This is a genomic window from Microbacterium caowuchunii, assembly GCF_008727755.1.
Taxonomy (GTDB): domain Bacteria; phylum Actinomycetota; class Actinomycetes; order Actinomycetales; family Microbacteriaceae; genus Microbacterium; species Microbacterium caowuchunii.
Genome location: NZ_CP044231.1, coordinates 3,213,100 through 3,228,772 on the forward strand (window position 1 = coordinate 3,213,100; position 15,673 = coordinate 3,228,772).

The following is a 15,673-nucleotide window of genomic DNA, read 5'->3' on the forward strand; positions in this document are numbered from 1 at the left end:
GTCAGGAGGGCGGTCAGGGGGTCAGTAGGCGAGGACGCGGTCGACGGCCTCGAGGATGCGGTCCGCGTCCGGCAGGAAGACGCTCTCGAGGTTCGCCGGCGGGAACGGGGTGTCGAAACCGGAGACGCGGAGCACCGGCGCCTCCAGGGAGTAGAACGCACGCTCGGTCACGGTCGCCGCGACCTCGGAGCCGAGCGAGGTGAACCCGGACGCCTCCTGCGCGTAGACCATCCGCCCGGTGCGCCGGACGGAATCGAGGATGGGGCCGTAGTCCACCGGGGAGAGCGAGCGGAGATCCACCACCTCGCAGCTGGTGCCCTCGGACTCGGCGAGCGCGGCGGCCTGCAGCAGGGTGGCGACCATCGCGCCGTGGCCGACGAGGGTCACGTCGGTGCCGCGGCGCACGACCCGCGACGCGTGCAGCGGAGCCGCCCGGCCGGACAGATCGACCTCGCCCTTGGGCCAGTACCGGCTCTTCGGCTCGAGGAAGATCACCGGGTCGTCCGAGGCGATCGCGTCCTGGATCATCCAGTAGGCGTCGTTCGGGGTGGACGGGCTCACGACCCGCAGCCCCGGCGTGTGCGTGAAGTACGCCTCCGGGCTCTCCTGGTGGTGCTCCACGGCGCCGATGTGGCCGCCGTAGGGGATCCGGATGACGACGGGCATGCGCAGAGCACCCTCGTGCCGGTTGGTGATCTTCGCCAGCTGCGTGGTGATCTGATCGAAGCCGGGGAAGACGAAGCCCTCGAACTGGATCTCGCAGACGGGCCGGAAGCCTGCCATCGCGAGACCGATGGCGGTGCCGATGATGCCGGACTCGGCCAGGGGCGTGTCGATCACCCGGCGCGGTCCGAATTCGGCCTGCAGCCCCTCGGTGACCCGGAAGACGCCGCCCAGCGGCCCGATGTCCTCGCCCATCAGCAGGACGTGGTCGTCGGCGGCAAGGGCCGCACGCAGACCCGCGTTCATCGCCTTGCTGAGGGGCATGGTGGTGATGTCGGTCATGCCTGCTCCTCCCCGAACGACGCCTCGTACCGGGCGAGCCACTGCTTCTGCTCCGCGATCAGCGGGTGCTCCTCGCTGTAGACGTGGTCGAACATGCGGTCGGTGGAGATCCCACCCAGCGCGACGGTGCGCACCCGGGTGTCCTCGGCGACCGCGGCGGCCTCCGCATCCACCTCCGCGAAGAACGCGTCGCTCGCGCCGCGTCCGCGCAGGTACGCCCGCATGCGGGCGATCGGGTCGCGTCGCGCCCAGGACTGCTCCTCGTCCGCGGTGCGGTACTTGGTCGGGTCGTCGCTCGTGGTGTGGGCGCCCATCCGGTAGGTCATCGCCTCGATGGCGCGCGGACCCTCGCCGGCACGCGCCTCATCCAGCGCGCGCCGCGTGACGGCGTAGCTGGCGAGCACGTCGTTGCCGTCCACGTGGATGCTGGGCATGCCGTACCCCGCGGCACGCAGGTGGAGCGGGCCCGGCGACTGCGTCCGCACGGGGACGGAGATCGCCCACTGGTTGTTCTGCAGGAAGAAGACCTCCGGGGTCTGGAAGCTCGCGGCGAACACCATCGCCTCGTGCACGTCGCCCTGACTGGAGGCACCGTCGCCGTAGTACACGATCACCGCCTCATCCCGGTCGGGATCGCCCGTCCCGCTCTTGCCGTCGAAGGCGAGACCCATCGCGAGGCCGGTCGCGTGCAGGGTCTGCGACCCCAGCACGAGCGTGTAGATGTGCGTGTTGCCGTTCTTGGGGTCGTACGGGTTCCACCCGCCGTGCGTGAGACCGCGCATGACCCGGATGATGTCGACGGGGTCGACACCGCGGATCGTGGCGACCACATGCTCGCGGTAGGAGGGGAAGATGTGATCCTGCGGGCGCGCCGCCCGGGCGGAACCCACCTGCGCCGCCTCCTGCCCGTAACTCGGCGGCCAGAGCGCGAGCTGCCCCTGACGCTGCAGGTTCGTCGCCTCCTGGTCGAAGGCGCGGATCACCGCCATGTCGCGGTAGAACGTCTCGAGGTCGGCGTCGGCGAGCGCACCGATCGCATCGAGATAGGGCTCGGCGGCGGGGGTGGGTGCGAAGGATCCGTCAGCCGCGAGGACGCGCACGAGGCGCGGATCTTCGGGGCTCACCGCATCGTGGGGCACCATGTCGGGGCGGGTCACGGTCCTACGCTATCCGCCGACCGGGATGGCCTTCTGGAAGGTCCCGCACAACGGATGCGGCGATTCGTAGGACGGTGTCCACAGACGCCTCCTCGCCGATCGAGATGCGCAACCCGTCCCCCGGGAAGGCCCGGACGATGAGGCCGGCGGCGTCGAAGGCGTCCGCGGCAGCCATCGTGTCGGCACCGGCCGGGAGCCAGACGAAGTTGCCCTGGGCGTCGGGAACGTTCCAGCCCACCTCGCGGAGGCCGTTCGCGATGCGGTCCCGCCGGGCGGCGATCGTGCGCACGCGCTCGCGCAGCTCCGGCTCGGCGTCGAGGCTGGTCAGCGCAGCGACCTCCGCCTGCGCGGTCACCGAGAGCGGGATCGCGGCCGCGCGCGCCGCGTCGAGGATCCGGGAGTGCCCCACGGCGTAACCGACTCGCAGACCCGCCAGGCCGTACGCCTTCGAGAAGGTGCGCAGCGCCACCACGTTCGGGCGGACGACACCCAGTTCACGCAGCCCGTCCACCGCACCGGGTGCCGTGACGAACTCGGCGTACGCTTCGTCCAGGATGACGAGGAGATCCGCCGGGACCGCGTCCAGGAAGGCGTCGAACTCATCCTGGGTGACGACCGGACCCGTCGGGTTGTTGGGACTGCACACGACCACCGCGCGCGTGCGGTCGGTCACCGCGGCAGCCATCGCCGGAAGGTCATGGCGCCCGTCCGCCGTGAGCGGCACCTGCACGGGGGTCGCCCCCGCGACGATGACGAGACCGGGGTACGCCTCGAACGACCGCCAGGCGTAGACGATCTCGTCTCCGGGAGCCGCGACCGCGAGCATCAGCTGCGCCAGGATCGACACGCTTCCCGCCCCGATGTGCACCTCGTCCGCCGTGACGCCGTGGCGCGCGGCGAGCCGCTCGCGCAGGCGGGTCGCCGCCGCATCCGGGTACCTGTTGACCGCCATCGCGTCGTGGAGGGCCGACACGACGCTCGGCAGCGGGTCGAACGGGTTCTCGTTGCTGGACAGCTTGAAGGCCTCGGCACCCGCCTGACGCCCCTGCCGGTACACCGGGAGGGCGGCGATCTCGGGACGGATGCGGACAGGGGTGGGCTCGGTCACCCTCAGAGTCTAGGAGGGCACCTGCGTGCGGTTCCTCGCCGCGCGGGATGCGCCGTGCCACACTGGCGCCATGGGCTTCCTCATCCGTGTCGTCATCAACGCCTTCGCGATCTGGATCGTCACGCTGATCCCGGCCCTCGGGATCTCGGTGATCGCCTTCTCCCCGGGGGAGACGCTGCAGCTGGTGATCTCGCTGCTCGCGATCGCGGCGATCTTCGCACTCGTCAACACGATCGTGGGAACCGTGCTGAAGGTGCTCACCTTCCCGCTGTACATCCTGACGCTGGGTCTGTTCTCGCTGATCGTGAACGGCTTCCTGCTGTGGCTGACCGCCTGGATCACGGAGTTCTGGTCGTGGGGCCTCCGGGTCGAGGGCTTCTGGTGGGGTGTCGTCGCCGCGCTGCTGATCAGCCTCATCAACTGGATCTTCGGGGTGCTGCTGCGCCCGAAGCGCAAGGACTGACCTCCGCTCAGCGGCGGGCACCGTACTCCCGCACCTCGATCGGCTCCGCCTCCGCCAGCTCGGCGAGGCGTTCGTGGAGCGCCAGCACCCGCGGATCGGCCGACGCGTCCGCCGAGCGGGCGGTCTGCACGTACGTCTCCAGGTGATGGCCGGGCAGCCCGAGGTCGTGCACCCCGGCGGGCGGGTCGACCACACGCTCCACGACGAACCCGCCGGGACCGCCGGTGCGCAACTCGTGCCCCACGGCGAGGGCGGCGACCGGATCGTCGGCATGACGCACCTGTGCGGTCAGGGTGGCCTCCCCGGCATCCACCACGGTCGGGGATCCGAGCGTGCCGAGCACACGCACGTCGTACACACCGCTCTGCTCCAGCTGGCCGGCGATCATGGCGCCCTGGGAGTGCCCGAAGGCGTACAGCCGGTCGCCGGGACGCGCACCCGCCTGCGTGAGCGCGGCCTCCACCGTGGCCAACGCGTCGGACCGGCGCCCCGTGAAGGACCCGACGTTGGAGGTGATGTCCCAGGGGTCCGATCCGCCGAGCGACCGGGTACCGGCGACGTAGACGGCGAAGGCACGGGCCCCGTCCGGATACCGGTACTGCTCGACGCGCACGCGTGCGGCCCCGGATGCGGGGATGCGCGCGGCCGCCGCCGCGAGGCTCCCCGGTGCGACCACACGCTGCGAGGTGAAGAGCGGGTCCAGGGTCGCCGCGGCTCCGCCGGGGAGGACCGCGCGCCCCGCCCCGACCGTGCCGGTCCCGCTCGCCCTGATCGCCGCCAGGCCCGCCGCGAAGGCGGGAAGGAGGCCGAGACCGAAGACGCCGAGCCCGGCCGGTCCCGCGATGAGGCCACCCCAGGCCAGCTGGGCCACCGCCGTGCCACCGACCCTCCCGGCACGATCGAGCGCCTCGTCCGCCGCCGCGACGGCGCCGGGCCACTCCTGCGCCAGGGCGTCCATCCCACCCTGAGCCCGGAGTGCGGCCGCGTCGTCACCCGCCACGACGGCCGCATCCCGGGTCAGGCGCAGTTCGACCATCGCGTAGGTCGCCGCGGCCTGGCGCAGCGCCCGGGCGAGGTCGCGCGCCGCCGCGGCGGATGCCTCCAGCGCCTCCGCCGCCGTCCGTCCCTGTCCGTACAGCAGCAGGGCACCGTCCGCGCCGCCCGCGCGCAGCGCCGCGGACGTCGCCTCATCCGCCGCGGTCGCCAGTCCGGATGCGGCGTCATCCAGGCGCAGGGCCGCCGCCTCCAGCTCGTCGGTGTCGACCGCGACGGCTCCCCCCGCCGAGATCGTCGGCTCGTCCGTCATCGCAGGAGCGATCCGGACGAGCCGACGGACCCCGCCCGCGCGACGTCGAGAGCATCGAGGAAGGCCCCCAGCGCGCGGGCGTTCCGTTCGAGTCCCGCGAGCCACTCGTCCTGCCGCTCGCGGAACGCGTCCATCGCCGGCGATGCCCAGGCGGTGGCCGCGAGCAACCCGGGCCCGGTGGCCCGCACCTGCTCGAGCGCGGCCAGAGCGGCCTGCGCGTGCGTCAGCGCGAGCTCGAGCGCCGCCTCGGACACCGCGTCCGCGGCATCCATGGTCGTCCATTGCATGCACAGATCCTGTGCGTCCCCGGCCTCGGAGAGGCCCGGCTGCACCCCGATCCGGGACTTTTCGGACGGCATGGCTTGTGTGCAGGACAGGTCACGGCCGCACAATGGAGGTATGACCGAGCCTGCGCCCTTCCGCGTGGTGTTCGTCTGCACCGGAAACATCTGCCGCTCCCCCATGGCGGAGGTGGTGTTCCGCTGGTTCGCCGAGTCGGTGGGACTAGGCGCGCAGGTCACGTCGACGAGTTCCGGCACGGGCGACTGGCACGTGGGCGAACCCGCCGACCCGCGTACCGCCGCATCGCTCGAGCGCCGCGGGTACGACGGCAGCCGGCACCGCGCGCGGCAGTTCACCTACGCGGATTTCGACCGCAACGACCTCGTGGTGGCACTGGACCGCTCGCACGAGCGGAACCTGCGGGCGTGGGCGCGGACGGAGGCGGACTCCGACAAGGTCGTGCTGCTGCGATCCTTCGAGTCCGCGCCGGAGGACTCGCTCGACGTGCCCGATCCGTACTATGCGGGCCCGGAAGCGTTCGACGAGGTGCTCGGTATGATCGAGAGCGCGTGCCGGGCGCTCTTCCGGCAACTCGAACCCGCCATCCGCTCCGCGGGGTAGGCCGCGAAGCGGGCGCCGCATCCGACGGAGTACCGTGTCGACTTTCCCCGTTCAACCACTCAGCCCGCTCGACGGCCGTTATCGCGCCGCCGTCGCCCCGCTCGGCGAGTTCCTCTCCGAGGCCGGTCTCAACCGCGCCCGCGTCGAGGTCGAGGTGGAGTGGCTGATCGCCCTCACCGACCGCGGCCTCTTCGGCACGACCGCGCTCAGCGCCGCCGAGAAGCAGAGCCTGCGCGCGCTGTACCTCGAGTTCGGGCAGGCCGAGATCGACTGGCTGGCCGAGCGCGAGGCGGTCACCCGCCACGACGTGAAGGCCGTGGAGTACCTCGTCCGCGATCGCCTCACCGCGCTCGGGCTCGACCGGATCGCCGAGCTCACCCACTTCGCGTGCACGAGCGAGGACATCAACTCGACGGCGTACGCGCTCACCGTCCAGCGCGCCGTCACGCAGGTGTGGCTGCCGAAGCTGCGCGCCGTGACGACGCGCCTCGGCGAGGTCTCGGTGGAGCTGAAGGATGCGGCGATGCTCGCCCGCACCCACGGCCAGCCGGCCACGCCGACGACCATGGGCAAGGAACTCGCGGTCTTCGTGTGGCGCCTGGAGCGGGTGCTCGGCCAGCTCGACGGGTCCGAGTTCCTCGCGAAGTTCTCCGGCGCGACCGGCACCTGGTCGGCTCACCTGTCCGCCGAACCGGACGTCGACTGGATCGAGATCTCGCGCGCGTTCATCGAGGGGCTCGGGCTCGGCTTCAACGAGCTGACCACGCAGATCGAGTCCCACGACTGGCAGGTCGAGCTGTACGACCGGGCGCGGCACGCCGGCGGCATCCTGCACAACCTGGCCACGGACATCTGGACCTACATCTCGCTCGGCTACTTCGCGCAGATCCCGGTCGCCGGCGCCACCGGGTCGTCGACCATGCCGCACAAGATCAACCCGATCCGCTTCGAGAACGCCGAGGCGAACCTGGAGATCGCGGGCGGACTGTTCGCCACGCTCGCCTCGACGCTCGTCACCTCCCGGATGCAGCGGGACCTCACCGACTCGACGACCCAGCGCAACATCGGCGTCGCGTTCGGGCACTCGCTGCTGGCGCTCGACAACCTGCTGCGCGGCCTCAGCGAGATCTCGCTGGCGCGGCCGGTGCTGCTGGACGATCTCGACGGCAACTGGGAGGTGCTCGCCGAGGCCATCCAGACCGTCGTGCGCGCGGAGGTCACCGCGGGGCGCTCGCAGATCAGCGACCCGTATGCGCTGCTGAAGGAACTCACCCGCGGGCGCCGGGTCGGCGCCGCGGAGCTCGCCGAGTTCGTGCAGGGCCTCGACATCGGGGATGCCGCGAAGGAGCGCCTGCTGGCGTTGACTCCGGCGACCTACGTGGGGCTCGCCGAGTCCCTGGTCGACCGGCTCATCCGGCCGTAGTCCGCCTCGCGAGACTGCAGCCGAACCACGAAACAGCGCGTGACGACGTCCGTCTGGTGGATCGCCTGCAGTCTCGCGGGATGACGAGGGCGCCCGTACGGGCGGGTGTCAGCGCGTCGGGGGCGTGCTGCCCGGGGTCGCGTCCGGGTCGGATGCCGCGTCGCCGGCGGACTCTTCCTTCGGCAGCAGCACGGGGCGGTCCAGGGTCTTGGTGACGTCCGCCGGGTCCACAGCGAGGATGAGCAGGGCGGTCACGACGAGCACCACGATGAACGTGATCCCGGCGACGATCCCGCCGATCATGAGGGCGTTGCCGGACTTGTCGCCGTTCTGGAAGAAGCCCATCGAGACGAGGGTCACGACGCCGGCGAAGAGCGCGGCGACGAAGGCGAGTCCGAGCAGCTGGACCGGCTTCATCAGGTCGCGGCGGGTGGGTTTATCGGTCATGACTGTGCCTCCGGGATAGCCGGCTCGCGGCGCGGTGAGAATGCGGCGATGGCCAGGTAGATCCCGACGATCGCGGCGTATGCGCCGAACAGGCCCACGCCGATCGTGATGCCCGTCAGCGTGAACGACTGCTGGGCTTCATCGATGTAGTACGACAGTGCGTACCGGGTGGGGACGAACAGCAGGGCCAGACCCAGCACGACGGCGACGATGCCGACGGTGAGCGAATCACGGGCGTCCGAGTGCTCCGCGGACCCGCGGGGCGTGCGCCGCATCGCACGGATGCCGGCGATGCCCTCCACGAGACCGGAGAGCAGGGCCCAGACGATCACCACGCCGAAGAACACCTCGGTCGTGCGGAACCCGGGTATCCCCGACGCCATTCCCGCGAGCAGGGCCAGCACGCCCAGCGTGATCGGGAGTGCGCGACTCCCCCGGTCGAACACGAGCCACGCGCCGATCAGCATCACCAGCGCGGTCGCGATCGCGTAGCCGCTGAAGACGGAGAGTCCGACGGATGCGGAGTGGTCCGGCGAGAAGGTGATCATCACGCCGGCGACGATCGCGAAGAGCGCGCGCAGCATCTGCACGTGGCGCGGCAGGAAGGCGCGCGCGGCGGGACCGTCGGTCATGGTGGGACTCATCCGGATCTGCGGGACGGGTGGTGGGATGCCTCCAGTCTAGGTTGTGCACCGTGGGAGTATGCCGGGGAGGGCCCCCGCGCCCTCACTAGGCTGGCGGTGTGACCGAGCCCGCCATCCGCCAGCGCGACGCCGAACGCACCCGGGCGGAACTCCTGGAGATCGCGACGCGGACGTTCGCCGAATCGGGGTACTCCGGTACCCGCGTCGACGAGATCGCCGCGCGCACCCGCACGACCAAGCGGATGATCTACTACTACTTCGGCGGCAAGGAGGGGCTCTACCTCGCCGTCCTGGAGAACGCCTACCGCAGCATCCGGGATGCCGAGCAGGCCCTGCACGTCGGAGACCTGCCGCCGGTCGAGGCGGTGCGGCGGATCGCCGAGCTCACGTACGACCACCACCTGGAGCACACCGACTTCATCCGTCTCGTCTCCATCGAGAACATCCACCGGGGCGATTTCATCCGCAAGATCGAATCCCTGCGCACGCTCAACGCGCCGGCGCTCGGCGTCCTGGACGTCGCCCTGACCAGCGGCCGCGCCGAGGGGACCTTCCGCTCCGACGTCGACGCGCTCGATGTGCACCTGCTCATCAGCTCGTACTGCTTCTTCCAGGTCGCGAACCAGTACACGTTCGGGTACCTCTTCGATCGCGATCTCCTCGATCCCGCGCGCCGTGATCACCTGCGCCGCATGATCGGCGACATCGTCGTGGCCTGGCTCACGGATACGGATCGGACGGATCCCGCGTGACCGCGCCCATCCACGTGTCGGCCGCCGTCATCACGGACGCCGAAGGCCGCCTGCTGCTGGTGCGCAAGAGCGGCACGACCGCGTTCATGCAGCCCGGCGGCAAACCCGAACCGGGTGAGTCCCCCGCCCAGACGCTGGTGCGGGAGCTCGCCGAGGAGATCGGCGTGCACGTCCCCGAGTCGCGCCTGCGCGCGCTCGGGCGCTTCACCGCCCCGGCGGCCAACGAACGCGGGCACGAGGTCGTGGCGGACGTGTTCGCCGTCGACATCGGCGATGCGACGCCGGTGGTCGCCGCGGAGATCGCGGAGCTGCGATGGGTCGGACGCACCGACGCCGATGGGCTCGAGGTCGCCCCGCTCGCGCTCGCCTACTTCCTGGCGGGCTGAGGGCTCACCAGGAGCTGCGGCGGTAGTCCTTCAGGAAGATGCCGAACAGGTCCTCGCCGGCCTCGCCGCGGACGATGGGGTCGTAGACGCGCGCCGCACCGTCGACGAGGTCGAGCGGGGCGTGGAAGCCCTCCTCCGCCAGACGCACCTTGGTGAAGTGCGGACGCTCGTCGGTGATCCATCCGGTGTCGACGGCCGTCATCAGGATGCCGTCCGTCTCGAACATCTCCCGGGCGCTGGTGCGGGTGAGCATGTTCAGCGCGGCCTTCGCCATGTTGGTGTGCGGGTGGCCCGGCCCCTTGTACCCGCGGCCGAAGACCCCCTCCATCGCCGAGACGTTGACGACGTAGGTGCGGCGCGCCGGGGAGGCGGCGAGGGAGGCGCGCAGCCGGCTGATGAGCAGGAACGGCGCCGTCATGTTGGCCAGCTGCACCTCCAGCATCTCCAGCGGCTCCACCTGGTCGACGTGCTGAGTCCAGCTGTTGATGTGGTTCTCGTCCGGCACGAGGCCCCCGGCGTCGATCGCCGTGCCCGCCGCCAGCCGCTCCAGGGAGGACGATCCCGCCGCCATGGCCTCCGCCGTCAGCTCCTCCGCGGTCCGCGCGGCGGCCGCCAGGATCGGGTGCGACGAGACGGACTGCGCGAGGGCCAGCGGGTGGGCGTCACTCGTGTGGCCGAACGTCAGGAGTTCCGGCAGCGGCCCGGTCGGGAGCGGTGCCAGCTCGGCATCCACGAGGGGCTTGTACGCGCCCGGGGAACGCCGCACGGTCTGCGCCGCATTGTTGATCAGGATGTCGAGGGGACCGTCGGCGGCGACCGCGTCGGCCAGACCGATCACCTGCGCGGGGTCGCGCAGGTCGATGCCGACGACCTTCAGCCGGTGCAGCCACTCCCCCGAATCCGGGAGCGCCGTGAACCGCCGGACGGCGTCGCGCGGGAATCTCGTGGTGATCGTCGTGTGCGCACCGTCGCGGAGCAGGCGCAGCGCGATGTACATGCCGATCTTGGCGCGGCCTCCGGTCAGCAGCGCGCGCCGGCCGGTCAGATCGGTGCGGGCGTCGCGTTTCTCGTGGCTCATCGCCGCGCATTCGGGGCACAGCTGGTGGTAGAAGGCATCCACCAGCGTGTACAGCTCCTTGCAGATGTAGCACGCGCGCGGCTTGATGAGCTCGCCGGCGATGGGCGCCTCGACCCGGACGGCGAGCGGGATGCCGCGGGTCTCGTCGTCGATACGGTCCGGCGCGCCGGTGGCGGTGGCCGCGACGACGGCGCGGTCGGCATCCGCGATCTTCTGGCGCTTCGCCCGGCGGCCCTCCTGCTTGACGGCCTTGTAGAGCTTCCCGGTGGCGCGCCGCAGCGTCAGGTAGTCCGGCGACTCGCGATCGAGCGCTTCGGCCTCCTCCAGGACGCGCAGCGCGATGGCGAGGTCTGCGGGGTCGATCGAGGGTGCGGGGGCGGCATCGGAGGGGACGGAGGGCACAGGACACTGTATCGAGCGTGTCGTGTGCGCCGGCTGAGCGCGGCGCTCCACGCGTCGCCGAGCCTGGACGGCCGGGGCCCTGCACAACTCCTGCAGAACGCGCCGCGTCGCGTGCTCGCGGGCAGGAACGGCCGGTCCGGCAGGAGTTGTGCGGCCGCCCGCGCGCCACCCTCATCCGGCGCACCGCCGGGGACCCGGCGCACTACCCGGTGACCACGATCGCCGACCTGCGCTTCTGACGTCCCCCGGGGGCGGTCACCGCCCCGCCGATCGACTGAGCCGGCGACAGAACTCCTGCAACACCCCCCATCCGGCACCTCCGGTGCCGTGAGGGCGGGACTATCGCAGGAGTTGTGCCCAACCGTGCTCGATCCCGGTCACTCCGGCGCCGTCGACGACGTGTCGTGGATGATGAGCCCGCGGATGATCCGACCCTCGAGCATGTCGGCGTAGCCCTCGTTGACCTGGTCCATCGTGTACCGCTGCGTCACCAGTTCGTCGAGCTTGAGCTTGCCCGCGTCGTAGAGACGCAACAGCTTCACGATGTCGTAGTGCGGGTTCAGGGAACCGAAGAGGGCTCCCTTGATCGTCTTCTGGTTCTGGGTGATCTCCGCGCTGCGCAGCCGAATGTTCGTGACGTCGAGCCCCGCGAACGCGGTGAGGACCACGGTCCCGCCCTTCCCTACCGCCGCCACGGCCGCGGTGATGATCTCCTCGTGCGCGACGCCGGGGGTGACGATCGCCTGATCGGCGCCCTGCCCCCACGACAGTTCCGTGATCGCTTCCGCCGCATCCTCCGCCGTGGCGAAGACGTGCGTGGCACCGAAGTCGAGTGCCGTGTCCCGTTTGTACGCGACCGGATCGATGGCGATGACGTACTTCGCGCCGCCGTGCACCGCGCCCTGGATCGCATTGACTCCGATGCCGCCCGCGCCGTAGACCACGGTGATGTCGCCCACTCCCACGCCGCCGGCCGTGAGGGCGCTCCCCCATCCGGTCGGGACGCCGCATCCGACGAGGGCGGCGACCTCCAGGGGGATCCACGGATCGATCTTCACGACGGAGCCCTCGGGCACGGTCGCCCGCTGAGCGTGGGTTCCCAGGGTGCACCATGCCCCGTAGTCACGGCCGGCATCGTCGTGGAACCGGAAGCCCCCGTTCGGCATCAGCCCGGTGAGCGCATTCGCGCCCAGGTCGCACAGAGCCGACCGCCCCGTGGCACAGTACCGGCACGTCCCGCAGGAGGGGACGAAGCTGCAGACCACGTGATCGCCGGGACTCAGTCGCGTCACGCCGGGTCCGACCCGCTCCACGACGCCGGATCCCTCATGGCCCATCACCATCGGCAGCCGCGGCGTGATGCTCCGATCCAGGGAGTGCAGGTCGGAGTGGCAGAGCCCGGAGGCCACGTAGCGGATGAGCACCTCGCCCACGCCGGGCTCGTCCAGCTCCAGTTCCCTGATCTCGAACTCCGTGCTGTTCTCGTCCAGCACGACGGCACGCGTCCTCACGATCCTGCCCGCCTCTCCGCCCGGCGGGCCGTCGGACGGCGTCGTCACCGAGTTCCGCTCACCGTAGTGCGGGGGCGGATGGTGACCGAGGGGTCTTCCGCCCGGCGGCATCGACATCGCGGGGGGAATCCGCTCAAGATGGACGAGAATGGCGCGCGCCACGAGCGCGGTGGATCGGACACGGCAGAGGAGCCGAGCATGGTGGAGAAGTCGAAGACCCCTTCCGACGGACTCTCGAAGGAGGAACGTGACGCCGTCAAGCAGCGGGCGAAAGAGCTGCGCGAGCAGGAGAAGGCCGGCAGGAACCGGGAAGCGGGGCTGGCGTCCGTGCTGAAGGCGATCGCCGAGCTCGACGCGCCGGACCGCGCCCTCGCCGAGGGACTGCACGCGGTCGTCACGGACGTAGCCCCGGGACTCGTCCCCAAGACCTACTACGGCATGCCCGGCTACGCGAACGCGGACGGCAAGATCGTCGTCTTCCTCCAGCCCGCGGGGAAGTTCAAGACCCGGTACGCGACCATCGGCTTCGAGGACCGGGCGAAGCTCGATGACGGCGACATGTGGCCGATCGGATTCGCCGTGCGGACGTGGTCGCCGGCGGTCCGGGAGCGGGTGTCCGACCTCGTGTCCAGAGCCGTCGGCTGACCGCTCGTCTCACACCGGCTGACCCTCGCGTCGATGCGTCAGTGATCGGATGCCGCTGCGCGGCGCGCGGCATCCGCCAGCACCCGTATCCCCTGACGGATGCGCTCCGCGTCGACGTTGCCGAATCCCAGTACGAGGGACGGGACGCGTGCCGCGGCGACGTCGGCGTCACCCCGCGGGAAGCGATAGCGCTCGAGGCCGTGCACCCTGACCCCGCGACCGGCCGCGTCCGCGACGACCGTGCGCTCCGAGACGCCCTCAGGCAGTCGCAGCAGGACGTGACATCCCGCCGCCGACCCCTGGATACTGCCGCGCCCGAACGCGTGTTCGGCTTCGGCCACGAGCACGTCCCGCCGCAGCCGGTAGACATCACGCATACGCCGCAGATGCCGGTCGTAGCGACCGGTCTCGATGAGCAGCGCCAGCGCTTCCTGATCGATGCCCGGCGCGCCTCGGCTGCACAGACGCTTCTCGTCGGCGATGACGGCGGCGAAGCGCTTTGGCGCGAGCACCCAGCCGATCCGGATGGCGGGCGCGAGCGTCTTGCTCACCGAACCCAGCGCGATGACCCGTCCGGGCGCGAGCCCCTGCAGGGACCCCACCGGTCGCCGGTCGTACCGGAACTCCGCGTCGTAGTCGTCTTCGAGGATCACGCCGTCCACCCGCGACGCCCACGCGATGAGCCTGCGGCGCCGCGCGGGGGACAGCACCACCCCGGTCGGACACTGGTGAGCCGGGGTCAGCAGCACGGCGCGCGCACCGCTGCGTCCGAGCGAGGCGACGTCGATGCCCCCGTCATCGACCGCCACCGGCAGCGGCCGCAGTCCGGCGCGGCGGACGAGGACGTCCTGCTCGTGGGGCCCGGGGTCCTCCACCGCGACGTCGGCGATGCCATGGCGCCTCAGCGCGGCGAGCGCGAACGACAGCCCTTCCCGGAAGCCCGCGACGATCACGGTCTCCGTGGCGACAGCGCATCCCGCCCGCACGCGTCGGTGGTACGCCGAGACGACCTCCCGCAGATGCATCGATCCGGCGGGATCGCCGTCTCCCAGTTCGGCGGTGCGCAGCCGGCGGGTCGCCTCGATCAGCGCTCGACGCCAGTCGGCGAGCGGGACCGAGGAGAGGTCCGGGATGCCGTACTCGAAGTCCGCCACCGTGGGCGGCGCGGAGACGGATGGCTCGGCAGGTCGGGCAGCCGGCTCCTCCAGTCCGGCCGCCACACGCGTGCCCGACCCGGCGGCGGACTGCAGGTATCCCTCCGCGAGCAGCTGTTCGTATGCGGCGACGACCGTGCCGCGCGACACCCCGAGGGCGGCGGCGAACCGCCGGGTCGACGGCAGCCGCTCATCCGCACGCAACCGACCTCGGCGGATCGCTGCGCGCACCTGATCCTGGATCTGCACACCGAGCGCCCCGGCATCCGGATCGAGACCCACGAGAAGATCGGGACCGGCGCGCCGCCACTGCACAGGCATGCGGCCAGTATGAAGTGGACCACTCCCGGTGTCCATCAGTGGGTCTTCCCACCCGACCGCTCCTCGCCCAGGCTGGGTGCCGTGAACCTCGGGGTCCTGCTGGCGCTGTCGTCGGCCGTCGCGTACGGCACGTCGGACTTCGTCGGCGGCATCGGCGCGCGGCGGTCATCCCCGTGGCAGGTCCTCTTGGTGGGGCAGGTCGCCGGCGCCCTCGTCCTACTGGCCGCGGCAGCGGTGCGCCCGGGCCTGCCGAGCGTGACGGATATCGCCTGGGCGGTGCTGGCCGGAATCGGCTCGGCCGCCGGCGGGCTCTTCCTGTTCCGGGGCCTCGCGCGCGGTCGGATGGGGCTGGTGGCACCGATCTCGGCCGTCGGCGCCGCGACCCTGCCGGTGCTCGTGGGTGTCGTCCTCGGCGAGCGTTCCAGCTGGCTGGTCTGGGCCGGGATCGTCGTCGCCCTCCCCGGCATCTGGCTGGTCTCGCGGGAGTCCGGGCATCAGCGTCCGCAGCGCTCGGGGTCTGCTCTCATCGATGGCGGATCGGCCGGCGCCGGGTTCGGAGTGCTGTTCATCTGCCTCGCGCAGATCGGACCGGACGCGGGCCTGCTCCCGCTCGTCGTCAACCAGGCGACCGGCGCCGTGCTGACCGTGGGCGTCGCGGGGCTCCTGCGGCAACCCTGGCGGCCCACTCGTGGGGTGCTCGGCTGGGGCGGCGCCTCCGGTGCGCTCGGAGCCGTGGGGACCCTCACCTTCGTGCTCTCCAGCGGTGCGACCAGCCTCGCTGTGGCCGCCGTGCTCACCTCGCTCTACCCCGCCGTCACGGTCCTACTGGCGGCCGGTGTACTGCGGGAGAGGCTGAGCGCCGCTCAGGGTGCCGGTATCGGCATCTGCACGCTCGCCATCATCGCGCTCTCGCTCGACTGACCCCGTTCCTTCACGCACCTGACCCCGCCCCTCACGAAAAGAGATCC

The 15,673-nt window shown here is 71.3% G+C and carries 17 protein-coding genes; 7 read left to right on the plus strand and 10 right to left on the minus strand.

Annotated elements, in window-relative coordinates; translation table 11 throughout:
* Window positions 1–21 precede the first annotated feature (21 nt).
* From F6J84_RS15095 to F6J84_RS15105, 3 genes are read right to left on the minus strand one after another with little or no spacing between them, the layout of a single operon-like run.
* Window positions 22–1,005 (minus strand): alpha-ketoacid dehydrogenase subunit beta, encoded by a 984-nt coding sequence (locus tag F6J84_RS15095; protein ID WP_150892746.1) that lies wholly within the window; start codon window positions 1,003–1,005, stop codon window positions 22–24.
* The gene (locus F6J84_RS15100; RefSeq protein ID WP_150974870.1) at window positions 1,002–2,147 is read right to left on the minus strand and encodes a thiamine pyrophosphate-dependent enzyme; all 1,146 of its coding nucleotides are present in this window, start codon (window positions 2,145–2,147) and stop codon (window positions 1,002–1,004) included. Before F6J84_RS15100 ends, F6J84_RS15095 begins: the two co-directional genes overlap by 4 nt.
* A gap of 19 nt (window positions 2,148–2,166) precedes the next feature.
* Window positions 2,167–3,270, minus strand: coding sequence for a histidinol-phosphate transaminase (locus F6J84_RS15105; protein ID WP_150974568.1), 1,104 nt, complete (start codon window positions 3,268–3,270; stop codon window positions 2,167–2,169).
* 70 nt (window positions 3,271–3,340) lie between these two features.
* On the opposite strand from F6J84_RS15105, the gene F6J84_RS15110 reads away from it, so the two are divergent.
* Entirely contained in the window at window positions 3,341–3,733 is a 393-nt protein-coding gene (locus F6J84_RS15110) for a phage holin family protein (protein WP_150892748.1), read from the plus strand.
* Between the two features lie 7 nt (window positions 3,734–3,740).
* On the opposite strand, the gene F6J84_RS15115 is transcribed toward F6J84_RS15110, so the two are convergent.
* Window positions 3,741–5,039, minus strand: coding sequence for a hypothetical protein (locus F6J84_RS15115; protein ID WP_150974569.1), 1,299 nt, complete (start codon window positions 5,037–5,039; stop codon window positions 3,741–3,743).
* Window positions 5,036–5,326, minus strand: coding sequence for a hypothetical protein (locus tag F6J84_RS15120; RefSeq protein ID WP_150974570.1), 291 nt, complete (start codon window positions 5,324–5,326; stop codon window positions 5,036–5,038). Before F6J84_RS15120 ends, F6J84_RS15115 begins: the two co-directional genes overlap by 4 nt.
* A gap of 112 nt (window positions 5,327–5,438) precedes the next feature.
* Between F6J84_RS15120 and F6J84_RS15125 the strand changes: the two genes are divergently transcribed.
* Window positions 5,439–5,942, plus strand: coding sequence for a low molecular weight protein-tyrosine-phosphatase (locus F6J84_RS15125; RefSeq protein WP_191621793.1), 504 nt, complete (start codon window positions 5,439–5,441; stop codon window positions 5,940–5,942).
* A 34-nt stretch (window positions 5,943–5,976) separates the two neighbouring features.
* On the plus strand, window positions 5,977–7,365 hold the full coding sequence (gene purB, locus F6J84_RS15130) for an adenylosuccinate lyase (protein WP_150974571.1): 1,389 nt from the start codon (window positions 5,977–5,979) through the stop codon (window positions 7,363–7,365).
* A gap of 108 nt (window positions 7,366–7,473) precedes the next feature.
* Here purB and F6J84_RS15135 read toward each other — a convergent pair whose 3' ends face one another.
* Both F6J84_RS15135 and F6J84_RS15140 read right to left on the minus strand, forming a co-directional pair.
* Window positions 7,474–7,812 (minus strand): amino acid transporter, encoded by a 339-nt coding sequence (locus F6J84_RS15135; protein ID WP_150974572.1) that lies wholly within the window; start codon window positions 7,810–7,812, stop codon window positions 7,474–7,476.
* Window positions 7,809–8,444, minus strand: a complete 636-nt coding sequence (locus F6J84_RS15140; RefSeq protein WP_150892753.1) for a DUF308 domain-containing protein — start codon at window positions 8,442–8,444, stop codon at window positions 7,809–7,811. Before F6J84_RS15140 ends, F6J84_RS15135 begins: the two co-directional genes overlap by 4 nt.
* Window positions 8,445–8,554: 110 nt before the next feature.
* Here F6J84_RS15140 and F6J84_RS15145 point away from each other — a divergent pair, with 110 nt between their 5' ends.
* Window positions 8,555–9,208 (plus strand): TetR/AcrR family transcriptional regulator, encoded by a 654-nt coding sequence (locus tag F6J84_RS15145; protein ID WP_150974573.1) that lies wholly within the window; start codon window positions 8,555–8,557, stop codon window positions 9,206–9,208.
* A complete protein-coding gene (locus F6J84_RS15150; protein WP_150974574.1) occupies window positions 9,205–9,594 on the plus strand; it encodes an NUDIX hydrolase in 390 nt (129 codons plus the stop codon). The genes F6J84_RS15145 and F6J84_RS15150 overlap by 4 nt, the downstream gene beginning before the upstream one ends.
* 4 nt (window positions 9,595–9,598) lie before the next feature.
* Here F6J84_RS15150 and F6J84_RS15155 read toward each other — a convergent pair whose 3' ends face one another.
* A complete protein-coding gene (locus F6J84_RS15155) occupies window positions 9,599–11,074 on the minus strand; it encodes an SDR family oxidoreductase (RefSeq protein ID WP_150974575.1) in 1,476 nt (491 codons plus the stop codon).
* A gap of 377 nt (window positions 11,075–11,451) precedes the next feature.
* Entirely contained in the window at window positions 11,452–12,633 is a 1,182-nt protein-coding gene (locus F6J84_RS15160; RefSeq protein ID WP_238702536.1) for an NDMA-dependent alcohol dehydrogenase, read from the minus strand.
* 150 nt (window positions 12,634–12,783) lie between these two features.
* Here F6J84_RS15160 and F6J84_RS15165 point away from each other — a divergent pair, with 150 nt between their 5' ends.
* Window positions 12,784–13,230, plus strand: a complete 447-nt coding sequence (locus F6J84_RS15165; protein WP_150974576.1) for an iron chaperone — start codon at window positions 12,784–12,786, stop codon at window positions 13,228–13,230.
* Window positions 13,231–13,268: 38 nt separating this feature from the next.
* On the opposite strand, the gene pdxR is transcribed toward F6J84_RS15165, so the two are convergent.
* Window positions 13,269–14,705: a MocR-like pyridoxine biosynthesis transcription factor PdxR gene (pdxR, locus tag F6J84_RS15170; protein ID WP_150974577.1), complete on the minus strand. Its 1,437-nt coding sequence runs from the start codon at window positions 14,703–14,705 to the stop codon at window positions 13,269–13,271.
* Window positions 14,706–14,786: 81 nt separating this feature from the next.
* On the opposite strand from pdxR, the gene F6J84_RS15175 reads away from it, so the two are divergent.
* Window positions 14,787–15,626, plus strand: coding sequence for a DMT family transporter (locus tag F6J84_RS15175; protein ID WP_191905703.1), 840 nt, complete (start codon window positions 14,787–14,789; stop codon window positions 15,624–15,626).
* The last annotated feature ends 47 nt before the right edge of the window (window positions 15,627–15,673 follow it).